Origin of the sequence: Uliginosibacterium sp. H1, assembly GCF_036017065.1 — a bacterium.
Taxonomy (GTDB): domain Bacteria; phylum Pseudomonadota; class Gammaproteobacteria; order Burkholderiales; family Rhodocyclaceae; genus Uliginosibacterium.
On sequence record NZ_JAYXHR010000001.1, the window covers coordinates 434,117 to 460,169 of the forward strand.

23 protein-coding genes are annotated in these 26,053 nt (G+C 65.4%); 14 read left to right on the forward strand and 9 right to left on the reverse strand.

The genetic code is table 11. The annotated features are described in order from the left end of the window. Position 1: 1 nt before the first annotated feature. From VVD47_RS01985 to VVD47_RS02000, 4 genes are read left to right on the forward strand one after another with little or no spacing between them, the layout of a single operon-like run. Positions 2-955: a M23 family metallopeptidase gene (locus VVD47_RS01985; RefSeq protein WP_327601719.1), complete on the forward strand. Its 954-nt coding sequence runs from the start codon at positions 2-4 to the stop codon at positions 953-955. Next, positions 948-1,295 carry a hypothetical protein gene (locus VVD47_RS01990; RefSeq protein ID WP_327601720.1) on the forward strand — a complete coding sequence of 116 codons (348 nt, stop codon included), beginning with the start codon at positions 948-950 and terminating at the stop codon, positions 1,293-1,295. Before VVD47_RS01985 ends, VVD47_RS01990 begins: the two co-directional genes overlap by 8 nt. 21 nt (positions 1,296-1,316) lie before the next feature. Further along, positions 1,317-1,736: a bactofilin family protein gene (locus VVD47_RS01995; protein ID WP_327601721.1), complete on the forward strand. Its 420-nt coding sequence runs from the start codon at positions 1,317-1,319 to the stop codon at positions 1,734-1,736. Between the two features lie 13 nt (positions 1,737-1,749). Continuing rightward, a complete protein-coding gene (locus VVD47_RS02000) occupies positions 1,750-2,181 on the forward strand; it encodes an NfeD family protein (RefSeq protein ID WP_327601722.1) in 432 nt (143 codons plus the stop codon). Between the two features lie 165 nt (positions 2,182-2,346). Here VVD47_RS02000 and VVD47_RS02005 read toward each other — a convergent pair whose 3' ends face one another. The 6 genes from VVD47_RS02005 to smc form a co-directional block, all read right to left on the reverse strand. Continuing rightward, on the reverse strand, positions 2,347-5,550 hold the full coding sequence (locus VVD47_RS02005) for an error-prone DNA polymerase (protein ID WP_327601723.1): 3,204 nt from the start codon (positions 5,548-5,550) through the stop codon (positions 2,347-2,349). Then, positions 5,547-7,181 carry a Y-family DNA polymerase gene (locus tag VVD47_RS02010; RefSeq protein WP_327601724.1) on the reverse strand — a complete coding sequence of 545 codons (1,635 nt, stop codon included), beginning with the start codon at positions 7,179-7,181 and terminating at the stop codon, positions 5,547-5,549. The genes VVD47_RS02005 and VVD47_RS02010 overlap by 4 nt, the downstream gene beginning before the upstream one ends. Beyond that, the gene (imuA, locus tag VVD47_RS02015; protein ID WP_327601725.1) at positions 7,067-7,768 is read right to left on the reverse strand and encodes a translesion DNA synthesis-associated protein ImuA; all 702 of its coding nucleotides are present in this window, start codon (positions 7,766-7,768) and stop codon (positions 7,067-7,069) included. The genes VVD47_RS02010 and imuA overlap by 115 nt, the downstream gene beginning before the upstream one ends. Positions 7,769-7,929: 161 nt before the next feature. Continuing rightward, on the reverse strand, positions 7,930-9,975 hold the full coding sequence (gene ligA / locus VVD47_RS02020; RefSeq protein ID WP_327601726.1) for an NAD-dependent DNA ligase LigA: 2,046 nt from the start codon (positions 9,973-9,975) through the stop codon (positions 7,930-7,932). Beyond that, positions 9,972-11,114: a cell division protein ZipA C-terminal FtsZ-binding domain-containing protein gene (locus VVD47_RS02025; protein WP_327601727.1), complete on the reverse strand. Its 1,143-nt coding sequence runs from the start codon at positions 11,112-11,114 to the stop codon at positions 9,972-9,974. Before VVD47_RS02025 ends, ligA begins: the two co-directional genes overlap by 4 nt. An 82-nt stretch (positions 11,115-11,196) precedes the next feature. Beyond that, on the reverse strand, positions 11,197-14,709 hold the full coding sequence (smc, locus tag VVD47_RS02030) for a chromosome segregation protein SMC (protein WP_327601728.1): 3,513 nt from the start codon (positions 14,707-14,709) through the stop codon (positions 11,197-11,199). A gap of 186 nt (positions 14,710-14,895) precedes the next feature. On the opposite strand from smc, the gene dapC reads away from it, so the two are divergent. From dapC to prmB, 5 genes are all read left to right on the forward strand, one after another. Continuing rightward, positions 14,896-16,083 (forward strand): succinyldiaminopimelate transaminase, encoded by a 1,188-nt coding sequence (gene dapC / locus VVD47_RS02035; protein ID WP_327601729.1) that lies wholly within the window; start codon positions 14,896-14,898, stop codon positions 16,081-16,083. 64 nt (positions 16,084-16,147) lie between these two features. Then, a complete protein-coding gene (gene dapD, locus VVD47_RS02040; RefSeq protein ID WP_327601730.1) occupies positions 16,148-16,969 on the forward strand; it encodes a 2,3,4,5-tetrahydropyridine-2,6-dicarboxylate N-succinyltransferase in 822 nt (273 codons plus the stop codon). Between the two features lie 59 nt (positions 16,970-17,028). Beyond that, positions 17,029-18,207: a PilT/PilU family type 4a pilus ATPase gene (locus VVD47_RS02045; protein WP_327601731.1), complete on the forward strand. Its 1,179-nt coding sequence runs from the start codon at positions 17,029-17,031 to the stop codon at positions 18,205-18,207. Between the two features lie 61 nt (positions 18,208-18,268). Then, entirely contained in the window at positions 18,269-19,411 is a 1,143-nt protein-coding gene (gene dapE / locus VVD47_RS02050; RefSeq protein WP_327601732.1) for a succinyl-diaminopimelate desuccinylase, read from the forward strand. Beyond that, positions 19,408-20,382 carry a 50S ribosomal protein L3 N(5)-glutamine methyltransferase gene (prmB, locus tag VVD47_RS02055; protein ID WP_327601733.1) on the forward strand — a complete coding sequence of 325 codons (975 nt, stop codon included), beginning with the start codon at positions 19,408-19,410 and terminating at the stop codon, positions 20,380-20,382. The genes dapE and prmB overlap by 4 nt, the downstream gene beginning before the upstream one ends. 65 nt (positions 20,383-20,447) lie before the next feature. On the opposite strand, the gene mnmA is transcribed toward prmB, so the two are convergent. Further along, the gene (gene mnmA / locus VVD47_RS02060; RefSeq protein WP_327603171.1) at positions 20,448-21,542 is read right to left on the reverse strand and encodes a tRNA 2-thiouridine(34) synthase MnmA; all 1,095 of its coding nucleotides are present in this window, start codon (positions 21,540-21,542) and stop codon (positions 20,448-20,450) included. A 49-nt stretch (positions 21,543-21,591) separates the two neighbouring features. Further along, positions 21,592-22,038 (reverse strand): NUDIX hydrolase, encoded by a 447-nt coding sequence (locus VVD47_RS02065; RefSeq protein WP_327601734.1) that lies wholly within the window; start codon positions 22,036-22,038, stop codon positions 21,592-21,594. A 159-nt stretch (positions 22,039-22,197) separates the two neighbouring features. Here VVD47_RS02065 and VVD47_RS02070 point away from each other — a divergent pair, with 159 nt between their 5' ends. The 5 genes from VVD47_RS02070 to VVD47_RS02090 all read left to right on the forward strand — a co-directional run bounded on the left by VVD47_RS02070 (position 22,198) and on the right by VVD47_RS02090 (position 25,815). Beyond that, positions 22,198-23,118, forward strand: coding sequence for a branched-chain amino acid transaminase (locus VVD47_RS02070; protein WP_327601735.1), 921 nt, complete (start codon positions 22,198-22,200; stop codon positions 23,116-23,118). Positions 23,119-23,131: 13 nt separating this feature from the next. Then, positions 23,132-23,332 carry a zinc-finger domain-containing protein gene (locus tag VVD47_RS02075; protein ID WP_327601736.1) on the forward strand — a complete coding sequence of 67 codons (201 nt, stop codon included), beginning with the start codon at positions 23,132-23,134 and terminating at the stop codon, positions 23,330-23,332. Positions 23,333-23,403: 71 nt separating this feature from the next. After that, complete coding sequence (waaF, locus tag VVD47_RS02080; RefSeq protein WP_327601737.1) at positions 23,404-24,429, forward strand: lipopolysaccharide heptosyltransferase II; 1,026 nt, start codon at positions 23,404-23,406, stop codon at positions 24,427-24,429. Further along, positions 24,426-24,857 (forward strand): YybH family protein, encoded by a 432-nt coding sequence (locus VVD47_RS02085; RefSeq protein WP_327601738.1) that lies wholly within the window; start codon positions 24,426-24,428, stop codon positions 24,855-24,857. The genes waaF and VVD47_RS02085 overlap by 4 nt, the downstream gene beginning before the upstream one ends. Before the next feature lie 7 nt (positions 24,858-24,864). Then, positions 24,865-25,815 (forward strand): hydrolase, encoded by a 951-nt coding sequence (locus VVD47_RS02090; protein WP_327601739.1) that lies wholly within the window; start codon positions 24,865-24,867, stop codon positions 25,813-25,815. 43 nt (positions 25,816-25,858) lie between these two features. Here VVD47_RS02090 and VVD47_RS02095 read toward each other — a convergent pair whose 3' ends face one another. Continuing rightward, positions 25,859-26,047: a putative motility protein gene (locus tag VVD47_RS02095; RefSeq protein WP_327601740.1), complete on the reverse strand. Its 189-nt coding sequence runs from the start codon at positions 26,045-26,047 to the stop codon at positions 25,859-25,861. Between the last annotated feature and the right edge of the window lie 6 nt (positions 26,048-26,053).

Genomic DNA, 26,053 nt, shown 5'->3' on the forward strand with positions numbered 1-26,053 from the left:
GATGGCATTCGCACTGCTGTCGAGTCGATCCATTGCCCAAGCCGGTGTAAGGCTTTGGAGCGTGCGTCGTATCACCCTCATGATCCTGGCCAGTTCCGTGCTGGCCGCGGCCGTCGCGTTCGTGGCGGGCGTGACGCTGGGCAAGTACTTTTCTGACAGCGCGCTGGTGCAGGCTGCCTCGTTGAACGCCCGTGACACGGCTGAAGGGCGCTATGCCGTGGAGCGCATGGGCGAACTGGCCGGCAAGCTGGTCCGGCTGGAACAGGAAGCCTCGGTGCTGGGCCGCAAGATCGATGCACTCGAACTGTTTGGCCAGAAGGCCGCAGGCTCCCGGGCTGCCGTATCCGTCCTCCCTGCGACCCTCAATCAAGGCGCCAACACGGGCGGACCGGCCCTGGCTCCGCGTTTGTGTGATGACCAGGCCGCCGGGCAGCCGACGCTGAGCGCAGACATGCAACGCATGGCCCTCCACATGGATTGCCTGATGGATGCTTTCTCGCTCATCCAGCAGGCGGCGGCGACACGCAGCGTCGCCTACATGAAGTTTCCCAGTCGGGCACCGATCCCGGAAGTGGAGCTCGGATCGCCCTTCGGTAATCGCAGCGATCCGTTCACCGGCTCGCTCGCATTCCACAGCGGCCTGGACTTCAGCGCTGCACCTGGCACGCCGATTCGCGCGGCCGGGGGCGGGCGGGTGGTGTTCGCAGGCTTCCGTTCGGACATGGGCAACATGGTCGAGCTCGAGCACGGTTCCGGCCTCGTCACCCGTTACGCCCATGCATCACGGTTGAACGTGCGTGCCGGTGACGTCGTGACGCCCGGTCAGGTCGTGGCATTTGTAGGTTCGACTGGGCGTTCCACTGGCCCGCACCTGCATTTCGAGGTTTTGCACGAAGGCAGTTTCGTCGACCCGCGCCACTACCTGAGCCTTGGCGAAGGAATGCGCAATGGCTAGACGGAAGACCACCCGGCTGCTGGCCAACGCGGATTGCCGTCTGGGTTTGTCGCAACGCCGTTACGGCCTGTGGGTCGGGGTGGCACTGGCGTTTGCCTCGATCAGCGCCTATGCCTACATGCGTCAACAGCCAGAGCCGCTGGCTTCCGATCTCGCCAAACTGTCGATCCAGCTCAATCAGGAAAACACGGACCTGAAGCAGGCTGTCGAACGTGCCGAACTCGATGCCCGTCATGAGGCCGCCACGCGCACTGCGCTGGAAAAGCAGATCCGTGATCTGTCGCAGCAGGTCAAGCGCCTGCAGGACGAAGTGGCGTTCATGCGCAGCCAGAAGAATTAGGTCGCTTTAGAGGGAACAGGAATGTTCGGCAAGAAGAAGCAATCCATTGAAGTCACCAAACTGTCCAGCCTTGTGGCGGACAACATGGAAGTCGTCGGCGACGTTCACTTTTCGGATGGGCTGCGCGTAGATGGCAAGGTGCGTGGCAGCGTCCAGTGCAAGGAAGGCAGCAAGAGCCTGCTGGTGCTGAGCGAGCAAGGCGCCATCCATGGCAACGTCACGGCCTACGACGCAGTCATCAACGGTGTGATCGTCGGTGACGTCGAAGTTGAGCATTTCCTCGAGCTTCAACCCAATGCCCGGGTCAGCGGCAACATCAGCTATCGCCAGTTGCAGATGGATGCTGGTGCGACAGTCGAAGGCCGCCTGGTGCTGATCGGCGAAACCAGCAGTGCTTCCAACGTCGTCGAGCTGCCCAGTTCGGCAGCGAGCAACGGCTGACGGAGCCATTGCCGTGCTGTGGTGGCACTGGATTGCGGCAGGTTTCGTCCTGATCGTTGCCGAGCTGGCGATCCCGGCGTTCTTCCTGGTCTGGCTAGGGATCGCGGCGCTGATTACCGGCGTGCTGGTTGCCATCCTGCCGCTGGGTAATGCCGCGCAGGTGCTCGTGTGGGCGCTGCTGTCCGCAGCGCTGGTGATCGCGTGGGTGAAGGTTTTCCGTCGCAAGCCGGACGATCTGGCTATCGGCACTGCAGGCGCCGTGATTGGTGAGGCAGGCCTGCTTGTCGGAGATCTCGGGCCGTTCCAGAAAAGCCAGGTGCGATTCCAGCGTCCGGTGCTCGGGTCTGACGTGTGGGAATGCGTCTCCGATGTGGAGATCAAGAGCGGTAGCCGGGTGAAGGTCGTTGCCGTCGAAGGAAAGTCCGTTCGCGTCGCAGTGGCATGAGTATTCCCAATCGGAGGCGTTCCCAAAGCAACCACAATAATGATTCCTTAAGTTTACATAATCAACATTATGCTTTTTGCCGTAGACGGCTCAGGACGCTGGTGGCGAAGGCGCTTCGAACAAGCTCAACATGCGCTGGAACGCGCTCTGGCCCCGTTCTATGAGCTAGTGAAAATCCCGGCTGACGGTATTCAGGTTGCCCAGCCAGGGCGACAGATCAACCAGGCGCTTGGCTACCAGCATCACGACGTTGTTGGCGGATTGAAGTTGGCCGTAGACGCCGAGCAAGTTGGCGCCGATGACTTCACGATGCTGTTTTTCCATCAGCCAGGGATGGACGATCACGTTGATGACACCGGTTTCGTCCTCGATGGTGATGAAGACGCTTTTCGCGGAGCCAGGTCGCTGGCGACACGTGACGATACCCGCGGCGCGGCCCGGCGCCTTGTCGGGTTCCTTGAGTACTTCTGCGTTCGGCCTGAAACGGCGTGCCGTCAGTTTCTGGCGCAGCAAGGCCAAGGGATGACGGCCCAGGGTCAGGCCGAGGCTGCGGTAGTCGGCGGTAATGTTCTGAGCCTCGCTGGGAGCTGGCAAAGAGACTGCGGGTTCAGCTGCGGTCGTCGTGGCGTCGAACAGATCGCCCTGGAGTTGCAAGCCGCTGACCTGCCAGGCAGCCTGCCGGCGGTGACCGCTGAGGAATTGCAAGGCATCGGCTGCAGCGAGCAGCTCCATGTCCGCGGCGTCCAGGCACGCTCGTGCCGCGAGATCTTCCGTATTGGCGAAAGCGCGAACGCCACGCGCGATGACGATCCTTTCGGCAGACTCTTGTGAGAAACCGCTGATTTCCCGTAATCCCATGCGTACGGCTGGCCGTCTTGCGGCACGCATGACCAGGCGGCTTCCCCAGTCGCTATGGCACACATCGACCGGATCGATATGCACGCCATGCCGACGGGCGTCCTGCACCAGTTGGGCGGGCTGGTAGAACCCCATCGGCTGACTGTTGAGCAAGGCACACAGGAAGGCCTCGGGCTCGTGGCATTTGATCCACGAGGACACGTAGGCCAGTAGCGCAAAACTGGCGGCATGGGACTCCGGGAAACCGTATTCGCCGAAACCTTCGATCTGGCGGCAGAGTGCGTCGATGAAGTGTTCGGATATCTCACGGGCACGCATGCCCGTGCGAAGCTTGTCCTTGAATTTTTCCAGATGACCATGCCGCTTCCAGGAGGCCATCGCACGACGTAACTGATCGGCTTCTCCGGATGTAAAGCCGGCTGCGACCTCCGCAAGCTTCATCACCTGTTCCTGGAAGATCGGTACGCCCCAGGTACGGCGCAAGACGTCGTCGATGTCCGGTGCGATTTCCTGAACCATCTTTTTCTTGGCATGCCCCTCCAGGAACGGATGGACCATGCCGCCCTGGATCGGCCCGGGCCGTACGATGGCTACCTGCACGACGAGGTCGTAGTACTTGCGTGGTTTCAAGCGCGGCAGCATGGACATCTGCGCCCGGGATTCGATCTGGAACACGCCGATGGTGTCGGCCTTGCAGATCATGTCGAAGGTGGCCGTGTCCTTGGGTGGAATGCGGTCCATCGTCCAGCGTTCGCCGCGCCGCACGGACACCCAGTCCAGCGCGCGGCGGATGACGGTGAGCATGCCGAGCGCCAGCACGTCCACCTTCAGCAGTCCGAGCGACTCCAGGTCGTCCTTGTCCCACTGGATCACTGTGCGCTCGGGCATCGTGGCGTTCTCGATCGGTACTAGTCGTGCCAGCGGCCCGCTGGAGATGACGAAGCCGCCGACGTGCTGCGACAAGTGACGCGGAAACATCCGCAATTTGTCGGTGAGGGCGATCCATTTGCGTACGCGGGGGCTGTCGGGGTCGAGGCCGATACCGGCAAGGCGTTCAGGCAACTGGTCGCGCCGGTCCCACCAGGCCAACGAGCGTGACAGCGCGGAAATCTCTGCTTCGCCGAAGCCGAGTGCCAGCCCGACATCACGCAGTGCGCTCTTCTTCCGATAGCGGATGACGGTGGCCGCCAGTGCTGCGCGGTCCCGCCCGTACTTGCGGTAGATGTACTGGATGACTTCCTCGCGTCGTTCGTGCTCGAAATCGACGTCGATGTCCGGCGGCTCATCACGCTCTTTCGAGAGGAAGCGTTCGAAGAGCAGATGGGCGCGCGTGGGGTCCACCTCGGTGATGCCAAGCGCGTAACACACCACCGAATTGGCTGCCGACCCCCTGCCCTGACACAGGATGCCTTCGCGGCGCGCAAACTGGACGAGGTCATAGACGGTGAGAAAAAAAGCTTCGTACTTCTTATCGAGGATGAGTGCGAGTTCCTTCTCGATCTCGTGGTCGATATCTACGCCGGTCTTCTTTGGGTCCCGATAGCCGTTCGGGTAACGGCGCTGCAGGCCGGATCTGATCTCCTGTCGCAGATAGCTCTCCGGGCTGTGTCCATGCGGCACGATTTCCTCGGGATACTCGTAGCCCAGCGTGCCCAGGTCGAAATCGCAGCGCTGCGCGATACGGGCGCTTTGCTCCAGCAGGTCTGGCGGATACAGGCGGGACAGACGTAATCGTGTCCGCAGGTGGCGTTCACCGTTGGGGAACAGCGCATGGCCGGCCTCGAACACGGTGGTGTGCAGGCGGATGGCGGTCAGCGTGTCCTGTAGCGGCCGACGGCTGCGCACATGCATGTGCGCGTCGCCACTTGCCACGAGTGGAATGCCGGTGTCTGCACCGAGGCGCTGCAGCGCCTGCAGCTTCGCGGCATCGTCCGACCCGCACAGCAGTTCGACGGCGATCCACAGGCGTGGCAATCCACTGCCAGGCTCCGGCGGAAAACGCTCGGCCAGCCAGCGTGCGTCTTCGTGGCTGCAATCCTCGCCAGGCGTCCACAGCGCCAGGCAATCAGGTACGGCGCCGCGCGGCACGATGGTGGTCAGGTCGCCACGGCGCAGGCTGTACTCACCCTTCTCCGAGCGACGGCGCGCCAGCGAGATGAGAGCCGAGAGATTGCCGTAGCCTTCGCGGTTCTGCGCCAGCAGCACCAGCTTCAGGCCGCAGTCCAGGGTGAACTCGCTGCCGACGATGAGCTTTGGTGTGGGCGGAAACAGCGGTGGTGCAGCCCCCTCCTCCAGGGCCTTCCGGGTAAGCGCCGCTTCTTCCTGGCGGATGTCCTTCAGCATCTGCCAGGCCTGCACGACCCCGGCGACCGAGCATTCATCGGTAATGGCAATTGCCTGGTAGCGCAACTGGCGTGCCTGCAGAACCAGCTCGCCGGGTTGGGACGCGCCGCGCAGGAAGCTGAAGTTGCTGAGGCAATGCAGCTCGGCGTAGTCGGGCAGCGTGCTCATGCGAATACGCCATGCAGCCACCATTGCCGGCCGTCGTTGAAGATCCACAGCCACTCGCCGGCATCGTTCACGGCGACGTAGTAATCGCGACGCACATCGGCAAAGTCGTCGACGGTGCTTCCCGGTTTGCCCTCCTCGTTGATGGCGTCGTCTGCATCCACATCACCCGCAATGTGGTTCCACCAGCCGCTCTCGATGCGTTCCGCGCCGGTCAGTCGCTGCAATTCCGCCCCCTGGTGCCAGAGCTTGCCGGCGTGCTGGCGCAAGCGGCGTGGACGTGGCAACAACCACAGAGGGCGTGCCGGGCCGGGGCTGTTTGTCTTTCCTTGCCCCTGTGTCTTGCCCCCTGCCTGATCCTGCGTGAGCGGGCGTGTCGCCATCTCCGGGCGGTGGTCAGCGTTCAGCGCCAGCCCATGCACGGCCTCCTTGCCCAGGCGTGCGCGCAAGCGTTCGATCACCGGCTCCAGCTCGTGAGCGCCGGCCTGGGCGAACAAGCCGGCTGTGCTGCCGGCGATGACGACTGCATCGCGGGCCTCCAGCCGCAAATCGGTCACGGCCTCCGGCAGGGTCCAGTTCGCAAGCCTTTCCCGCAGCACGCGTTCCATGCGCGAAAGATCGCGCGTAGCGCCTGCGAATGACAGCAGCAGGTTACTGGGCGGTAGATCCTCGTGGAGCATCACCAGCGTGCATTCGTTGATGCCGGACGCGCGTGTGGCCAGCCATCCCGACAGGCTGGCAAGCAGGCGCCTTGCCGCGAACAACAGCATGGCGGATACGCTCACCTTGGCCGGCAGTTCCAGCTTCTGTTCGAAGTGCTCAGGAAAAGCGAAAGGCAGGCGCAGGTCAGGCACTTCGCCAAGCGCCTGTGCCAGTTGCAGCGGCAGGCGTGTGCCGAAACGTCTCGCCAGGCCGGAGGATGGCAAAGCGAACAAGCCACCCAGGTGCTCGATCCCCAGCGCGGCCAAGGTGTCGCGCTCGCGTTGTTTCAGGCCGAGCACGCCGACCGGCAATCGGCCGAGCTGGTCACGCAGGCCCGCTTGCCCGGCAGCGCCCTCCTCCCCACCTCGCGCCAGCCATTCTGCGGCGAGCGGCGTGGGGGCCAGCCCCAAGCAGGGGCTGTAGCCTTGCTCGATGGCCCCCTGGCGGATCAGCGCGCACAGGTTTTCTAGTCCATCGAACAGCCGCAGGCAGCCGCCGATTTCGACCAGCAGCGTGTCGGGCCCATCGAAACCGGAGAGGCTGACATGCGGCGAGAAACCGCCTGCCCAGCACGCCAGCCGGAAGTGGGCGTCGGTTTCGCGGGCTGGCTCCCGTTCGTGGCTGGCCAGATCCGGCACCAGTCCCAGGGCGCTGGACAGGCGCATGCCGGCGTATATCCCCGCCGCTTCAGCTGCCTCGTTCGCGCAGACCACCACATGCTGCTGCACGCAGGCAGCTGGCAAGTCGTCCGGGCCGCCAGAGGGCTCGAAGATCTCCAGCGCGAAGCGCGGGAAATGAAGCGCCAGCCACAGCGGGGTCATCGCACCAGCTCGAGTGTTCGCGTGGACGGCAGCGTGACGGACGGTCCGGCAGTGGCCCGCCGTTGCCAGGACACGGGGCGCTCCACGGGCAACAGCAGGCTGTGGTTGCACGGTGGGCCGCGCCGCTTGAAGACATCCACCCGCAGCCCCTGGCGGGCACCTGCCAGTTGCAGGCGCAGCGGGGCCGGGGACGCCTGACCTGCGCTGCCCGGCGGGCGGAACATGAAAGCGAGGCTGAGCCGGCCTTCCGCGGCAAGCTGCAGTCGGCGCAGGGATTTGTTGCTGCTCTTCGCCGGCAACCAGGCCAGCAAGGCGCCTAGCGCGCCACTGGCCAGCAGCAGTTCTGTGCTCCAGGCGATGTCGTCGCCTTCGGCCTCCACGACCAGCAGGCGGGACAGTGGAAACGCCGCAGCCCAGGCTGGTGCATGGGCCATTGCAGGCGGCGCTACCAGCGCGATGGGCGCGCTGTCTTCCAGCCTGCGCAAGGCAGGCAGCAGCAAGGAGATCTCGCCGATGCCCTGCCGTCCGGCCATCAGTTCGATCAGCCCGCCACGCGGCCAGCCACCGCCGGGCAGTTCAGCGTCCAGGTTTTCGAAACCGCTGGCGACCGGCTCCGTGCCGAGGCTGGCCAGCCGGTCGCCGCGCCAGAGATCCGGGCGCAACAACAGGTTTTCCAGCGGGATCGGGGCAAGGGACATAGCAGGGCGACAAAGCAAAAGCAGCAAACGAATACTGTGATTTTATACAGTTATTGCGTGCTTGCCAGTGGCCTTTGTCCTGCAAGGAGCCAGCAAGAAAGAAGGCCGGACAAGCCGGCCCTTTCATCTTCAACAGAATCTGCGGCCTTAGCGCCGCCAGGTCACTCCTGCTCAGGGCCGCGCGCCAGCAATGCGCGCAAGCCCTCCTCATCCAGCACGGTAACGCCCAGTTGCTGCGCCTTGTCCAGCTTGGAGCCGGCCTCGGCACCCGCCACGACGTAGTGGGTCTTTTTCGATACCGAGCCGGACACCTTGCCGCCCACGGCTTCGATCATCGCCGTGGCCTCGTCGCGACTCAGGCTGGGCAGCGTGCCGGTCAGCACGAAGGTCTTGCCGGTAAAGGGCAGGACCGCCGCCTGTTCGGCCGGTTCGGTTTCCGTCCAGTGCACGCCGGCGGCACGCAATTGCTCGACGACCTCGACGTTGTGCGGCTCGGCGAAGAAGGCGGCGATGCTGTTCGCCACGATCGGCCCGACGTCCTGCACCTGCAGCAAGGCGGCTTCCTTCGCCGTGACCAGGTTGTCCAGCTTGCCGAAGTGGCGGGCCAGTTCCTTGGCCGTGGTCTCGCCCACGTTGCGAATGCCCAGCGCGTAGATGAAGCGCGGCAGCGTGGTGTTCTTGCTCTGCTCGATGCCCTGCAGCACGTTGGCCGCTGACTTCTCCGCCATGCGGTCCAGCGTGGCGAGAGAAAGCAGGCCCAGCTTGTAGAGATCGGCCGGTGTCTTGACGATGCCGCCATCCACCAGTTGCTCGACCAGCTTGTCGCCCAAGCCTTCGATGTCCATCGCACGGCGGCTGGCGAAGTGCAGCAGCGCCTGCTTGCGCTGGGCGCCACAGAACAGGCCGCCGGTGCAGCGCGTGATCGCTTCGTCCTCGGCGCGCATGGCGTGGGAACCGCACACCGGGCAGGTTTCCGGCATGACGAAATCGGTCTCCTTGCCGTCGCGGCGATCCACCACTGCGGTGACCACTTCCGGAATGACGTCGCCCGCGCGGCGTACCACCACCCAGTCGCCGATCTTCACGCCCTTGCGGCGGATCATGTCCTCGTTGTGCAGCGACGCGTTGGTGACGGTCGCGCCACCGACGAACACCGGCTGCAGCTTGGCCACCGGCGTCAGCGCACCGGTGCGGCCGACCTGGATCTCGATGTTCAGCAGGCGGGTGATCTCTTCCTGCGGGGCGTACTTGTGCGCCACCGCCCAGCGCGGTTCGCGCGTCACCCAGCCGAGCTTCTGTTGCTGCTCGACGAGGTCCACCTTGTAGACCACCCCGTCGATGTCGAACGGGAGCCGGTTGCGCAACTCGCCGATGCGCTGGTGGAAGGCGACCAGCTCCTCTGCCCCGCGCGCGACCGTACGCTCGCTGGAAACCGGGAAGCCGAACTTCTCCAGCGCCTCCAGCAGTTCGCTTTGCCGGGCCGGCAAGGTCCAGCCGGAGGTCTCGCCGATGCTGTAGGCGAAGAAGCTCAGCGGACGCTTGCGCGTCATGTTCGGGTCGAGCTGGCGCACGGCGCCGGCCGCCGCATTGCGCGGATTGACGAAGGTCTTCTCGCCGGCCTCCGTCTGCCTGGCATTGAGGCTGTCGAAGTCGTCGCGGCGCATGTACACCTCGCCACGCACTTCCAGCAAGACGGGCGCCTTGCCGCTCAGGCGCAGCGGAATCTGGCCGATGGTGCGCACGTTTTGCGTCACGTCCTCGCCGACCTCACCGTCGCCACGCGTGGCGGCACGCACCAGCAGGCCGTTCTCGTAGCGCAGGCTGATCGCGAGCCCGTCGAACTTCAACTCGGCGAGATATTCGACCGCAGGCGCCGTGGCATCCAGGCCAAGCTCCTTGCGCACCTTGGTGTCGAAGTTGCTGGCGCCGGCGTCACCGATGTCGGTCTCGGTGCGGATGGAGAGCATGGGCACGGCATGGCGTACCGGCTCGAAGCGGTCCAGCGCCCGGCCACCGACGCGCTGTGTCGGCGAGTCAGGCGTACGCAACTCCGGATGCCGTTGCTCCAGCGCTTCCAGCTCCTGGTACAGGCGGTCGTACTCGGCGTCCGATACCAGTGGCGCGTCGAGGACGTAATAGGCGTGGGCGTAGCGGTTGAGCAGCTCGCGCAGTTCTGCCGCACGCGCTGCCGGCGTGCCAGCGCTCACGAGAACAGACGCAGCGCGACGTCGCTGCCGGACGGAATGTTCTGGCGCTCCATGAACTGCTCGAACTGTGACGCCTGGCTGCGGATCAGCCCGATGGAGCGGTCGGTCAGCGGGTTGCGGTTGTCATCCACCAGCACGCCACCCAGGGCATCGGCCAGATGTTCACCGAAGGCCACCATGTGGTCGAAGGCCAGCACCGGCACCGCCGCACGCGGCACGTCCACGGTCAGGGTGAGGCCGTGGGTGTGCAGGTGGCGCAGTTGTTCGGCGGAAAACAGCGCGGCTTCCTGGTTGGACAGGGCGTACAGCACGCGGCCAGCGTCGTCGCGTGCCAGGTAGGTGCCGTCGCCGTACAGTTGCAGGCCGGCAGCTTCGGAAAGGCCACGGATCTTCGTGCCTGCAAAGGCGTGGTCACCGGCAATGAGATTGATGGCGATCTGCACGTCGACCTCCGCGCAGAAGCGGTCGAGCTCCATCGCGCGCGACATGACCTGCGCCTTGGAGGGCATGCGCGGCACGGCGAGGAACTGGTCGCACAGGCGCTGCAACTGGTCGAAGAAACGGTCCAGTTCGGTCTCGCTCACCACCCCGCGACGATCCGCCAACTGCAGCGATGCGCAGATGCGGCTGAAGCTGCCCGGCGTTGCGGCGGCCAGTGCCACCCAGGCATTGCTCGCATCGTCCCAGCCGAACCAGCGCAGCGGTTTCTGCACGCCGGCCAGCAGCGTCTGCTGTGCGTTGAACAGTGCGGGGGCCGAAATGCCTGCAGGCGCCTCGATCGGAATCGAGCAGTCGATCGCCTGCATGTCCCATTCGACGCCCGGCTCCTGAGCGCGCGCGGAGCGTACCGCCGGATTGGGCGCCGGTGCCGGCGTGGCATTGGGCTGGGCGGTGCGCTGTTCTGCCCGCTGTTCTGCCACTTCCTCCGCGGTCATGCGTGGCTCCATGCGACCGCCCGGCGCGGGGGGCACCACTTCTGCCTGCTGTTCGTCGAGCAGGACATCGCGGTGGGTCGACCGGAAGGCCTCTTCCGCATGCTTGCGCGCGCGTCGGTCCTGCCACGCGTTATAGGCAAACAGGCCCAGCACCAGTGCTGCGCCCAGGCCGATCAGGCCATATTGGAGTTCGTTACCTGCCATGTCTTGTGGATTCTCTCTTCAGCCTGGCGGGTGTCTGGGCACCCGCTCTCGTACTTCGTAGGGGAGGCGGCGGGTCGAAGGCTCATGCAGGCTGCGCCAGTCGCATGGCCTCGTCAATATCCACCTCGACGATGCGCGACACGCCCTTTTCCTGCATGGTCACACCGACGAGCTGGCGGCCCATTTCCATCGTGATCTTGCTGTGGCTGATGAACACGAACTGCGTGACTGAAGACATATGTTTCACCATGTCGCAGTAGCGCTCGGTATTCGTGTCATCCAGCGGTGCATCCACTTCGTCCAGCATGCAGAACGGCGCCGGGTTCAACTGGAACATCGCGAACACCAGCGCGATGGCCGTCAGCGCCTTTTCGCCGCCGGACAGCAGGTGGATCGAGGTGTTCTTCTTGCCCGGCGGCCGCGCCACGATGTGCACGCCCGCATCCAGGATCTCGTCGCCGGTCAGCACCAGCTGCGCCTCGCCGCCGCCGAAAAGGCGCGGGAACAGCTCGCCGAACTGACGGTTGACCGTATTGTAAGTTCCCTGCAACAGCTCGCGCGTTTCGCGGTCGATGCGGCGGATGGCATCCTCCAGCGTCGTCACGGCCTGCATCAGATCGTCATATTGCTCGTCGAGGAACTGCTTGCGCTCGGAGGCCGTTGTCAGCTCCGTGAGCGCGGCAAGGTTCACCGGCCCCAGTTCGGCGATCTCGCGGTTGAGGCGCGACACCTCCCGGCTAAGGCTACCTTCCTTCGCGTCCAACAGCAGCGGGTTGCTGTCGTCCGCCGCTTTCTCCATCTCGGTCAGGCGTTCCACCGCTTGCTGGGCGGCAAGCTCCGCCGCTTGCTGGCGCAGGCGGAAATCGTTGGTGCCATCACGCAGCGGTGCCAGCGCGCGCTCGGTGCGCAGGCGCTCCTCGTCCAGGCTGCGCAGTTTGCCGCTGGCATCTTCCAGCGCATTGCGCCGCCCGCTCAGTGCGGACTCACGCGTCTCGCGCAGGCTGATCGCCTCCTGCAGGGCGGCCACCAGCACGGCTTCGTCGAGCGCCTGGTGTTCCTGCCGTTGCTCGTCCAGCGAGCCCTGCCCTTGCGCGCGCTGCTCGCGGGCCAGTTGCAGGTTGCGGGCGATCTCGGTGAGGCGGGACTCGCATTCGCGCAACGAGAATTGCACTTCCTGCAGGCTGCGCGCATCGCGTTCGCGATTGCTGCGGCCGGTCTGCAGCGCGGCTTCGCGGGTCCGCGCCAGCTCGTCGGCTTCATCGAGTGCGGCCAGCTGTTGCTCGGCACGTTCGCGCAGGCCCTCCAGCGTGGATTCGGCTGCGGCCAGCTGCTGCTCCTCGGTAGCCTGCAGGCGGGCGACATCCTCTGCATCCGCGCTTAGCCGGCCCAGGCGTTCCTGCAGGCGATCGGCCAGTTGCTGGCGCTGCACCTGTTCGAGTTGCGCCGCATGCACGGCCTGTTGCGCGGTGGATTGCGCGCGTCGGCCTTCCTGCACGGCTTCCTGTGCGTCCTGCAGCAACTCTTCCTGCGCCTGCCAGGCGGCATGCAGGCGTTCCAGTTCCGCTTCGTGCGTGGCGAGCTCGCCACGCAGGCTGTCGATCTCGCGCTGGCGCTCCACTGCACCGTGCGTGCGCGGGTCGGGTGCGAAGAGCCGCAACTCGTCGCGGGTGAGTACGTGGCCTGATGGCGAGACGAGGTGGATGCCCGCGGGCAGGCTGGCCTGCCTGGGTAGCCAGTCGGCGAGGTTGTCCACGCAGAAGACGCCGTCGAGCCAGCGTGCGAGATGTGCTGTCGCGGAGGCATCCACGCTGCGGGTGCGGGATGCCAGGGGAATGAGGGATTCGAACGGCGCGGTGGTGACGGTCCCCGTGACCACCGGACGCGTCAGTACCAGCGGTGCCGGCGTACCTTGCGCCAGAGCCCGCGCGGGGATGTCGCCCGTCGGCTCAAGCGAGGCGATGCGCTCGCGCAGCACGGCTTCCACGGCGACGTCCCACCCCTGATCCACCGTCACGCGCTGCCACATGGGGGCTAGTTCGTGCAGACCCTGGCTGCGCACCCACTCGGCCAGGTCGCCAGCGTCGCGCAGGCGCGACTGCAGGCTTTGCAGTGCGGTCAGGCGAGCGCGCAGTTCCGCGTCACACGACTGCGCCTGGCGTTCGGCCTGCTGCGCCTCGCGCGATGCGGCCAGCTGGCTGTCCTGGCGGGTCTGCGCGGCGGCCAGGTCAGACTGCCACTGCATCAGTGCGTCCTGTGCGGCTTCGACGCGGGCCTGCGCAGCCTCCACGTCCGGCATTTCCTGCGCGCCGGCGTCGGCTGTTTCCTGCTCGATGCGCTGGCGGCGCTGCGCCAGGCCTTCCAGCGCTCGCGTAGCAGCGGCGCGGCGGGTTTCTTCCACGCGCAGCTGTTGCTCGGTCTGCGCGTGCTCACGCCGCAGGCCATCGAGGGCCTGGCGGGCCGCCGCGTGGGCGGATTCGAACTCCGGCAGTTGCGACTGGCTGTGTTCCAGTTGAGCCTGGGCGGCTTCCACACGCTGGCTGGCGGTCTCCTGCAGGGCCCCCCAGCGGGCCTGCTCCTCGGCGAGGAGGTCCTCGCGCTGCGCCCACTGGCCGCTGTCGAGCTCCAGTTGGGCGATGCGCTGTGCCAGTTTCTGGCGGCTGTCGCGCAGCTGTTTCAGCTCACTTTCGATGCGGCTGACCTCGGCCGTCGCGCCGTAGAAGTCGCCCTGTGCGACGCCGACCGCTTCGGAAGCCACGGTGTGCGCTTCGCGCGCCGCCTCGGCTTCGGCTTCCACGCGTTGCAGGCTGGTGTTGAGGCGGTCCAGTTCGGTCAGCGCGTTGGCCAGGCCCTGGCTCGCAGCGGCATGTTCCTCGCGCGCCGTCTTGTGCTTGAGCTGCCACAGCAGGGTCTGTCGGTCGGTCAGCTGCGCATGCAGGCCCTGGTAGCGCTGGGCGATTTCGGCCTGGCCGCTGAGGCGGCTGATCTGCTGACCGAGTTCGGCGCGGATGTCCTCCAGCCGCGCGAGGTTGTCGCGCGCGTCGGACAGGCGGCCTTCGGTCTCGCGGCGGCGCTCCTTGTACTTGGAGATGCCGGCGGCCTCTTCGAGGAAGGCGCGGATATCCTCGGGCTTGGCCTCGATGACGCGCGAGATCATGCCCTGCTCGATGATGGCGTAGGCGCGCGGCCCCAGGCCGGTGCCGAGGAAGAGGTCGATGACGTCCTTGCGACGCACCTTCATCTGGTTAATGAAGTACTCCGAGTCGCCGCTGCGGTCGAGCACGCGCTTCACCGACAGTTCGGCGTACTGGCCCCACTGGCCGCCCAGCTTGCCCTCGCTGTTGTCGAACACCAGCTCGACGCTGGCGCGCGAGGCCGGCTTGCGGGTGGTGGAGCCGTTGAAGATGACGTCCTGCATCGACTCGCCGCGCAGGGCGGAGGCGCGGGTTTCGCCGAGCACCCAGCGCACGGCGTCGATGACGTTGGACTTGCCGCAACCGTTGGGACCGACGATGCCGACCAGTTGCCCCGGCGTCAGCACGGTGGTCGGGTCGACGAAAGACTTGAAGCCGGCGAGTTTGATTCTGGCGAGGCGCACGCGGGTCGGGGAGCGATCGGACGTGTGTCGGTTTGGTGGAAGGCCGTTACAGGCGCCGCGACAGCCGGCAATCCTGTTCAGGTGCCTGCTGCGGCGGCGGAAAGCCGGGCGCGGCTATAATAGCAAACCACTCCGCCCGGCCACCCCGTCCGGGCGGGCGCCCCGCCCCAACGAGTCCTGGCACGCGTGAATCCCGATCTCGACCAGCTGCACCCCTACCCGTTCGAAAAACTGCGCGCCTTGTTCGCTGGCGTGCAGCCGCCCACCGGCCTGTCGCCGATCCGCCTGTCCATCGGTGAGCCGCAACACGAGACGCCTGCTTTCATCAAGGAAGCCGTGGTGTCTGCGCTGGACGGCCTGTCCACCTACCCGACCACCGCGGGCATCGATCCGCTGCGCCAGACCATCGCCGACTGGCTGAAACAGCGTTACGGCCTGCCGAACGTGGATGCCGCCACCCAGGTGCTGCCGGTGAATGGCTCGCGCGAAGCCTTGTTCGCCTTCGCCCAGTGCGTGGTGGATGGCAGCAAGCCCGGCGCCCTGGTGGCCAGCCCCAACCCGTTCTATCAGATCTACGAAGGCGCGGCCTATCTGGCGGGCGCCCAGCCGGTGTTCCTCAACCAGACACCGGCCAACGGCTTCGGGCTCGACCTGGACAGCCTGTCGCCGGCCGAGTGGTCGCGTGTGCAACTGCTGTACGTGTGCTCGCCGGGCAATCCGACCGGCCGTGTGCTGACGCTGGAAGACTGGCGCACCCTGTTCGCGCTGTCGGACAAGCATGGCTTCGTGATCGCCGCCGACGAGTGCTACTCGGAAATCTACTTTGACGAGGCCCATCCGCCGCTGGGGGCGCTGGAAGCCGCCGCGCAACTGGGCCGCGACCGCTTCGAGCGACTCGTGGTGTTCTCCAGCCTGTCCAAGCGTTCCAACGTGCCGGGCCTGCGCTCCGGTTTCGTCGCGGGTGACGCAGCCATCCTGAAGAAATTCCTGCTCTACCGGACTTACCATGGCTGCGCCATGAGCGTGACGGTGCAGAAGGCCAGCATCGCTGCGTGGCGCGACGAAACGCATGTGCGCGAGAACCGCCGCCTGTATCGCGAGAAGTTCGCCGCCCTGCTGCCCATCCTGTCGCCGGTGCTGGGCGTGTCCATGCCGGATGCCGGCTTTTACTTCTGGGCGCGCACGCCGGGCGACGACGCCGAGTTCGCGCGTGAGCTGTTCGCCCGCACCCATGTCACCGTGCTGCCTGGCCAGTACCTGGCACGCGAAGCACATGGCCTGAACCCCGGCCGCAATTACGTGCGCATCGCACTGGTGGCCGATTCGGCTGAATGCCTGGAAGCGGCGGAACGCATCGCCGCCTTCCTGTCGTGAGCACGTTGCCGCCGCGCGCATACTGAACAACCGAACCAACCTTTTGATACTGCAAGGAATGTCCATGTCACACCCCCTCCAGCCGATCATCGAGAACGCCTTCGAACGCCGCGCCGAGATCAGCGCCGCCAGCGTGGATGGCGAGCTGCGCAATGCCATCGACCATGTGATCGCCGAGCTGGACAGCGGCCGCCTGCGCGTCGCCGAAAAGATCGACGGTGACTGGGTGACCCACCAGTGGGTCAAGAAGGCGGTACTGCTGTACTTCCGCACCCACGACAACGGTGTGATGGGCAGCGGCCCGCTGCGCGCCTTCGACAAGGTGCCGACCAAGTTCGAGGACTACTCCGAAGCGCAATTCCGCGAAGGCGGCTTCCGCGTGGTGCCGTCGGCCGTCGCCCGCCGTGGCAGCTTCATCGGCAAGAACGTGGTGCTGATGCCGTCGTACGTGAATATCGGCGCCTATGTCGACGAAGGCACGATGGTCGACACCTGGGCTACCGTCGGCTCCTGTGCGCAGATCGGCAAAAACGTCCACCTGTCCGGCGGCGTCGGCATCGGTGGCGTGCTGGAGCCGCTGCAGGCCAACCCGACCATCATCGGCGACAACTGCTTCATCGGCGCCCGTTCGGAAGTGGTGGAAGGCGTGATCGTCGAAGACAACGTGGTCATCTCGATGGGCGTCTACATCGGCAAGAGCACCAAGATCTACGACCGCGCCACCGGCGAAGTCACCTACGGCCGCATTCCGGCCGGCTCGGTGGTGGTCTCCGGCAACCTGCCCTCCGCCGATGGCAAGTATTCGCTGTATTGTGCGGTCATCGTGAAGAAGGTCGACGCGCAGACCCGCGCCAAGACCTCGATCAACGAACTGCTGCGCGACTGATCCGATCGCGCTGACACGCGGTGCGGGGGCACCGCGTGAATCACCCACCGGGAGTAAGCATGATCTTCGACAAGCTGTTCTCGCTGATGGCCGAGCGCCAGGCATCCGACATCTTCGTGTCGGCCGGGGCGCCGATCCACATCAAGATCAACGGCAACGTCGTGCCGATCAACCAGCAGATCATGGAACCGGCGGTCATCCAGCGGATGGCCTACGAGATGATGACGCCGGAACAGGTCGCCCGCTTCGAGCGCGACCGCGAGATGAACCTCTCGTTCGGCCGCCGCGACCTGGGCAACTTCCGCGTCAATTTCTTCTGGCAACGCAGCAGTGTCGGCATCGTGGTGCGTTACATCCAGAGCGAGATCCCGGCGCTGGAATCGCTGAAGCTGCCCGACGTGCTGTCCGAAGTCATCATGGAAAAGCGCGGCCTGGTGCTGATCGTGGGCGCCACCGGCTCCGGCAAGTCCACCACCATCGCGTCGATGCTGGACTACCGCAACATCAACCGGCCGGGCCACATCCTGACGGTCGAAGATCCGATCGAATACCTGTTCAAGCACAAGCGCTCGGTGGTGAACCAGCGCGAGGTAGGCTTCGATACCGCGAGCTGGCACGAGGCCCTGCGCAACGCCATGCGCCAGGCACCGGACTGCATCCTGATCGGAGAGATCCGCGACCTGGAAACCATGAAGGCCGCGATTTCCTACGCGCAATCCGGCCACCTCGTGGTGGCGACGATGCACGCCAACAACGCGTATCACGCGCTCAACCGCGTCGCCAGCTTCTTCCCGCTGGAAAACCGCACCCTGCTCTACCTTGATCTGTCGGTGGCCCTGCGCGCGGTCATCTCCCAGCGCCTGGTGAAGAAGCCGGACGGCAGCCGCATCCCGGCAGCCGAAGTGCTGATGAACACCCGCCACATCGCGGAGCTTGTCGAGAAAGGCGAGTTCGGCGCGATCAAGGAGGCTATGGAGCAATCCCTGGCACCCGGTTCGCAAACCTTCGAACAGGATTTGTTCCGCTTGTTCAAGGACCAGGAAATCACCCTGGACGAGGCGTTGGCGCACTCCGATTCGCCGACCAACTTCTCCTGGCTCGTCAACAACGCGCCAAGCGATTCCGGCCCGGGCTCCACCAAGGCCGAAGCCAGTCCGCTGGTGGACTTCGAGCCGGCCGAAGAGGACGGGACGTCCTTCTCCTCCTTCACCTTGCACATGGAAGAAACCCAAAGCTGAGCCAGCGCCGAGGCTTCGGGTTTCTGTCTGACTCTTCATTTCCAGGATTTCCGGGTACTGCATGCAACACATCCAGGCCGAGACGCTCGCGTTGACCCGCGCGCTGATCGAACGTCGTTCCGTCACGCCGGCCGATGAGGGCTGTCTCGAAATCATCGCCCGCCGCCTGCAGGCGATCGGCTTCAACTGCGAGCGCATCGACAGCAACGGCGTATCCAACCTGTGGGCGCGGCGTGGCACCGCCCGCCCGGTCGTCGTGCTGGCCGGCCATACCGACGTGGTGCCGACCGGCCCGGTCGAGCAGTGGCAGACGCAGCCCTTCGCGCCCACCGAGAAGGATGACGGCCACCTTTACGGCCGTGGTGCCGCCGACATGAAGACTTCGCTGGCCGCCTTCGTCACGGCCGTGGAGCGCTTCGTCGCCGCGCATCCGGACCACAGCGGTTCCATCGCCCTGCTGCTGACCTCCGACGAGGAAGGCGTGGCGACCGATGGCACCGTGAAGGTCGTCGAGGCTTTGCGCGCGCGCGGCGAAGCCATCGACTACTGCATCGTCGGCGAGCCGACCTCCACCGATCTTCTGGGTGACGTGATCAAGAACGGCCGTCGTGGCTCGCTCAATGGCGAGTTGAAGATCCTCGGCGTGCAGGGTCACATCGCCTACCCGCATCTGGCGAAAAACCCCATCCATACCGCGCTGGCCGCGCTTGCGGAGCTGACCGCCATCGAGTGGGATCGCGGCAACGAGTTTTTCCCGCCGACCAGCTTCCAGATTTCCAACATCCACGCCGGCACGGGCGCCAACAACGTCATCCCCGGCGAGATGAACCTGCTGTTCAACTTCCGCTTCAGCACCGAGTCCACCGAGGCCGGCCTGAAGGCGAAGGTGCACGAAGTGCTGGACCGCCACGGCGTGCAGTACGAACTGGTGTGGAAGCTGTCCGGCAACCCCTTCCTGACCGGGCGCGGCAAGCTGGTGGGCGCGATGGTGTCGTCCATCCGCGAAACGACCGGGCTGGACACCGAACTGTCCACCACCGGTGGGACGTCCGACGGACGCTTCATCGCCACGATCTGCCCGGAGGTTGTGGAGTTCGGTCCGGTGAACGCCACCATCCACAAGATCAACGAGCGCGTGCGCATCGCCGACATCGGCCCGCTGTCGCAAGTCTACCAAGGCGCCATCAAGGCCCTGCTGTCATGAATCATTCCTACAAGCCTGTGCAGGATCACGAGCACGAACACGACGAGAGCTGCGGCCCGGATTGCGATCACGACCACAGCGGCGGCCCGCTGGAAGAACTGGTCACGGTGCGCGACCTGGTGCGCTACGCCACCAGCCAGTTCAACCGCGCGAAACTGTTCTTCGGTCACGGCCTGCAGGACGCCTACGACGAGGCGGTGTACCTGGTGCTGCACAGCCTGCACCTGCCGCTGGATCGCCTGGAGCCTTTCCTCGATGCCTGCATCCCTATCGCCGAGCGCATCGAGGTGCTGGAGATCATCCGTCGTCGCGTCGAAGAGCGCGTGCCGGCTGCCTATCTCACCAACGAAGCCTGGCTGGGCGAGTACCGCTTCTACGTGGACGAGCGGGTCATCGTGCCGCGCTCCTACTGCGCCGAGCTGATCGCCGACGGCCTGTCACCGTGGATTGCCGACGATGCTGCGGTGACGCGCGCACTGGACCTGTGCACCGGCAGTGGCTGCCTCGCGATCCTGATGGTCCTGCGCTTCGGCAACGCACAGGTCGACGCCATCGATCTGTCGCCGGACGCGCTGGAAGTGGCCGCGCGCAACGTCTCGGACTACGGGCTGCAGGACGATGTACGCCTGATCCAGTCCGATGTCTTCGATGCGCTGGGTGACGAGCGCTACGACCTGATCATCAGCAACCCGCCCTACGTCACCGAAGACGCAATGGATGCCCTGCCCGACGAATACCTGCGCGAGCCGCGCATGGCGCTGGCAGCTGGCGACGATGGCATGGACGTGGTGCGCCGGATCATCGCGCAGGCGCGTCGCCACCTGACCGACGACGGCGTGCTGATCGTCGAAGTGGGCCACAACCGCGAGTTCGTCGAAGCCGCATTCCCGGACCTGGAATGCGTATGGCTGACCAACACGACGGAGGCGGAGAAGGTATTCCTGGTGCGTGCGGACCAGTTGCCTGCCTGACCGACTTCTGCCCATGAAAAAAGGCCCGATCAGATCGGGCCTTTTTTCATTCTCCTTGCTCGCTCTCAGGCAATGATCCCGCCGCCCAGGCACACGCGGCTTTCATACACCACCACCGACTGCCCCGGTGTCAGTGCCCACTGCGGCGCGGCGAAGGCGATCTCGCAGTCCTGCTCGTTCAGCGCATCGATCTCGCAGGGCGAGTCCGGCGTGCGGTAGCGCGGCTTGGCGGTGTAGACCCAGTTGGTACGTGGCGCGCGTCCACCGATCCAGTTCAGTTCGATGGCCTGCAGGCGTTCGCGCTGCAATGCCGGGTGCTCGTGCCCCTGCACGGCCAGCAGCACGTTGCGCTTCATGTCCTTGGCGGCGACGTACCAGGCGTCATGCTCGCCAGCGTGGTCATTGCCCTTGATGCCGCCGATGTGCAGGCCCTTGCGCTGGCCGATGGTGTGATACATCAGTCCCTGGTGCTCGCCGAGCAGGCGGTCGTCATCCAGGCTGCGGATTTCGCCCGGCTTCGTCGGCAGGTAGCGCATCAGGAATTCGCGGAACGGCCGCTCGCCGATGAAGCAGATGCCGGTGGAATCCTTCTTGTCGTGCACGTGCAGGCCGGCGGCCTCGGCGATGCCGCGCACGTCGCGCTTGTAGATGTTGGCCAGCGGGAACAGGGTCTTAGACAGCTGCGCCTGGTTCAGCCGGTACAGGAAGTAGCTCTGGTCCTTGGTGCCGTCCTCGGCCTTCAGCAACTGGAATTCGGTGCGGCCGTCACTGCTCCACTCGCGCACGCCGGCATAGTGGCCGGTGGCGATCTTGTCGGCGCCCAGTTGCAAGGCGTGGTCCAGGAAGGCCTTGAACTTGATCTCGCTGTTGCACAGGATGTCCGGGTTGGGCGTGCGGCCGGCCTCGTACTCGTGCAGGAAATCGGCGAAGACGCGGTCCTTGTACTCCTTGCTGAAGTTCACGACCTCCAGGTCGAGACCCAGCACGTCGCACACCGAGGCGACGTCCACGAGATCCTGTCGCGTCGAGCAGTATTCGTCGTCGTCGTCGTCCTCCCAGTTCTTCATGAACAGGGCGCTCACGTCGTAGCCGGCTTGCTTCAGCAGCAGGGCCGCGACGGAGGAATCCACGCCGCCGGACATGCCGACGACGACTTTCATGCCCTGCCCGTCAGGCAAACCGGTGTTCAGGCCGTTGGGCAGTTTCACATCAACCATAGTGACGAATCAGTTCCATCGGATAGCGGTGGCCGGCGACATGGTCGCGCACGCATTGCAGTACCAGCGGGCTGCGATGGCGGTCGGCCGAGGTTTCGAGTTCCTGCAGGCTGAGCCAGACGGTGCGGACGATGCCACGGTCCAGCGTGCGGGTGGCATCGAAGGCGCCCAGCTCACCGGCAAAGGCAAAGCGCAGGTAGGTCACGTCGCCCCTCGGCCGTGGCCACTGGTAGATGCCTACCAGCTGGCGCGGCGTGAAGCCGTGGGCGGTTTCTTCCAGCGTCTCGCGGGTACAGGCCTCGATCAACGACTCCCCCTGCTCCAGGTGACCGGCCGGCTGGTTCAGGCGCAGACCGTCCTCGGTACGCTCCTCCACCATCAGGAAGCGCCCTTCGCGCTCCACCACCGCGGCCACCGTCACGTCGGGTTTCCAGATCATCCGGCCTCCTTGCAAAGCAGCAATTGTAGCTTGCACACCCCGCCAGACCGGCAAAACCAAGTCAAAGGGGTGTCGATGCGCTAAAATTCCGCGCCTTGGCCGGCAACAGCCGGCTTCCCCGATCACCCCACACCAACTGGTTACTACGGAGTTTTTCTCATGTCGATGGCGGACCGCGATGGATTCATCTGGATGGACGGCAAGCTTGTGCCCTGGCGCGAGGCCAACATCCACGTATTGACCCATTCCCTGCACTACGGTCTGTCCGTCTTCGAAGGTGTGCGTGCCTACAAGACCGCCAAGGGCAGCGCGATCTTCCGCCTGAAGGAGCACACCGATCGTCTCTTCAACTCGGCACACATCTACATGATGAAAATGCCGTTCGACAAAGAGACGCTGAACGAGGCCCAGAAGGAAGTGGTGCGCGCCAACAAGCTGGAGTCCTGCTACCTGCGTCCGATCGCCTTCTACGGTTCCGAGAAGATGGGCGTGTCGCCGCGCGGTGCCGCCGTGCACGTCGCCATCGCTGCCTGGCCGTGGGGTGCCTACCTGGGCGCCGATGGCCTGGAAAACGGCATCCGCGTGAAGACTGCATCCTTCGCCCGTCACCACGTCAACGTGACGATGCCGCGCGCCAAGGTCGCCACCACCTACGCCAACTCCATCCTGGCCAACCTGGAAGCCACCCAGGACGGTTACGACGAGGCCCTGCTGCTGGACACCGACGGCTTCGTGGCCGAAGGCGCTGGCGAGAACCTCTTCATCATCCGCGACGGCGTGATCTACGAACCGGAAATCGCCTCGGCGCTGACCGGCATCACCCGCGACACGGTGCACAAGCTGGCGCGTGACCTCGGCATCGAAGTGCGCACCCGCCGCCTGACCCGCGACGACATCTACATCGCCGACGAAGCCTTCTTCACCGGCACCGCCGCCGAAGTGACACCGATCCGCGAGCTGGACAACCGCCAGATCGGCGAGGGCAAGCGCGGCCCCATCACCACCAAGGTGCAGGCCCGCTACTTCGACCTGGTCAACGGCAAGCTGCCGGAGTACGACAACTGGCTGCACTACGTTTGAGGGAGACGCAGCAATGCCCGAGAATCGTGACAAGGCCCAGGTCATCGAGGTAAGCGCCAAGGACCTGCCGCTCCACTGCCCGATGCCGGACGCGCCGCTGTGGGCGCGGCATCCGCGCGTGTTCCTGGACGTGCTCGACACCGGCGAAGCCTCTTGCCCTTACTGTGGCGCCAGATATAAGTTCACTGGCGAGGCTCCCAAGGGTCACCACTGATCACAGCAAGGGGGCTTCGAGCCCCCTTCTCACATGTTTCAATCGGCGCGCTCAACGAGACACCACAAGCCATGAAGATCCTCGTCATCGCGCCGTCCTGGATCGGCGACACGGTTGCCGCACAGCCGCTGTTCCTGCGGATCAGGCAGCGACATCCCGACAGCATCATCGAGGTCCTTGCTCCCGGCTGGGTCGCGCCGGCGCTGCAGGCGATGCCGGAAATATCCCGTGTCATCGAGAACCCGTTCAACCACGGCGAACTGAAGCTGCTGGCGCGCTGGCGTCTGGGCCGCCGGCTGGCGAAGAACGGCTATGCCGCGGCCTACGTGCTGCCCAACTCCCTGAAGTCCGCGCTGGTGCCGTGGTTCGCGGGCATTCCTCGCAGGATCGGCTTCGTGGGCGAAGCACGCTACGGGCTCATCAACGAGCGCCACGTCCTCAACGAGGATCTGCTGCCGCTGCAGGTCGAGCGTTATGCCCAACTCGCCGAGCAGCCGGGGCAGGATCTGGAGCGCCCGCTGCCTTACCCGAAGCTGAAGCTGGAGCAGAAGGATGCGCTCAGCGCATTGGCGGTGCTGGGCCTGGACGCGGAGCCCGCGCCGGTGGTGTTCTGCCCCGGTGCCGAGTACGGGCCGGCCAAGCGCTGGCCGGAGCAGCACTTCGCGTCGCTGGCGCGCAAGCTGCTCGAGCGGGATATCCCGGTGTGGATACTGGGTTCGCGCAAGGACGCGCCGGTGGCGGCCGAGATCGTCCGCCTGGCGGGCGGCGACAGCAAGAACCTGCGCAACCTGTGTGGCTCGACCAACCTGGGCCAGGCCATCAGCATCATCTCGATGGCACGCCACGTGGTCACCAACGACTCCGGGTTGATGCACGTTTCCGCCGCGCTGGATCGCCCCACGGTTGCGCTGTTCGGGTCGTCCAGCCCGAACTACACCCCGCCCCTGTCCTACAAGGCCGAGGTGATCTGGCTGAAGCTCGCCTGCAGTCCCTGCTTCAAGCGTGAGTGCCCGCTGGGACACCTGGACTGCCTGCACCACATCAGCCCCGATCAGGTTTTCCAGCGCCTCGTCGACAAGCAGGTGCACGCCGCATGACACGCCCGATCTTTGCCACCCCCGAGGATGCCGAACGCGCTTTCTACGAAGCGTTCGCGCGCATGGACATCGACGCCCTGATGACGGTGTGGGCCGAGGATGAGGAAGTGGTCTGCATCCACCCCGGCGGTGCCCGCTTCAGCGGCCTGCCCGCCATTCGCGAAGCCTGGCGACAGCTCTTCGCGAGCGGGGTGAAGTTGCGCATCCGCACCAGTCAGGCGATCCGCAACCAGGCCATGCTGATGGCCGTGCATAGCGTGCTGGAGCACGTCACCGTCGAAGGCGACGAGCAGATGTCGCCGCCCATGATCGCCACGAATGTCTATCTGCGCGGCTCGCAAGGCTGGCAGATGATCCTGCATCACACGTCGCCAGCGCCTGACACCGAGGGGCTGATGCTGCAGGACACGCCGCGCATCGTGCACTGAGCGTTCCATGTTCCCGAGCTATCAGTCCCCCGCCTGGCTGAACGGTCCGCACTTCCAGACCATCTGGCCGCTGGCCATCAAGGGCGACATGCCGGTCATGAAGCGCCGCCGCTGGGACACGCCGGATGGTGATTTCATCGACGTGGATTTCCTGCCGCGACGCGAAAGCACCCCGCTCGTCGTGCTTTTCCATGGGCTGGAGGGTTCGAGCAGCAGCCACTACGCGCGCGCGCTGATGCGTCTGCTGGCCATGAAGGGCTGGAACGGCGCGGTGGTGCACTTCCGTGGCTGCTCCGGCGAGCCGAACAAGCTGCCACGCGCCTATCACTCCGGCGATGCCGACGAGATCGACTGGGTGCTGCGCCGCCTGATCCGGCGTTATCCGGAAGTGCCTCGCCACGCGGTGGGCGTGTCGCTGGGCGGCAACGCCCTGCTGTGCTGGCTGGGCACCCGGCGCCACAAGGCGGCGGAACTCATCAGCAAGGCCGCCGCCGTGTCGGCACCGGTCGACCTGACGGCCGCCGGCCACCACCTGGGGCTGGGCTTCAACAAGATCTACACCCGGCACTTCCTGCGCAGCATGCTGCGCACGGCCCGCCACAAGGCGGGCGCCTTCCCGGGGATGTTCGACGTGGAGCGTGCGCTCAGGTCAAAGACACTGCAGGAGTTCGACGACGCCTACACCGCGCCGCTGCACGGCTTCTCCGATGTCTCGGACTACTGGAAGCGCGCCTCCAGCAAACAGTGGCTGCCCTATATCGCGCTGCCGACCCTCGTGCTGAACGCACGTAACGACCCTTTCCTGCCGGTCGAATGCCTGCCGGGAAAACGGGACGTCTCGGGATCGGTGATGCTGGAGCAGCCAGAGCACGGCGGCCATGTCGGTTTCGTCACCGGCAGCTTCCCGGGAAAACTCGACTGGCTGCCGCAGCGGCTGCTGAACTTCTTCGAGGGCTGAGCCGGGGAGCTCCCGGCCGATGTAAAAAACGCCCGGCGGGCGCTCAGGCGAAGGTATTGACGATCGCGCCCGGCTGGCCCGGCGCGGCCTTCGGCGGCTCGGGGATGGCTTGCAGCAACTGCGCCATCTGCGCTTCCTGCATGTCCATCTGCTTGCGCAGCATCACGACCTGCACCTGGCCCTGCACTTGCTGCTGGGCGTTCGCTGAAATGGAGGCTGCGCTGATTTCCATGGTGTG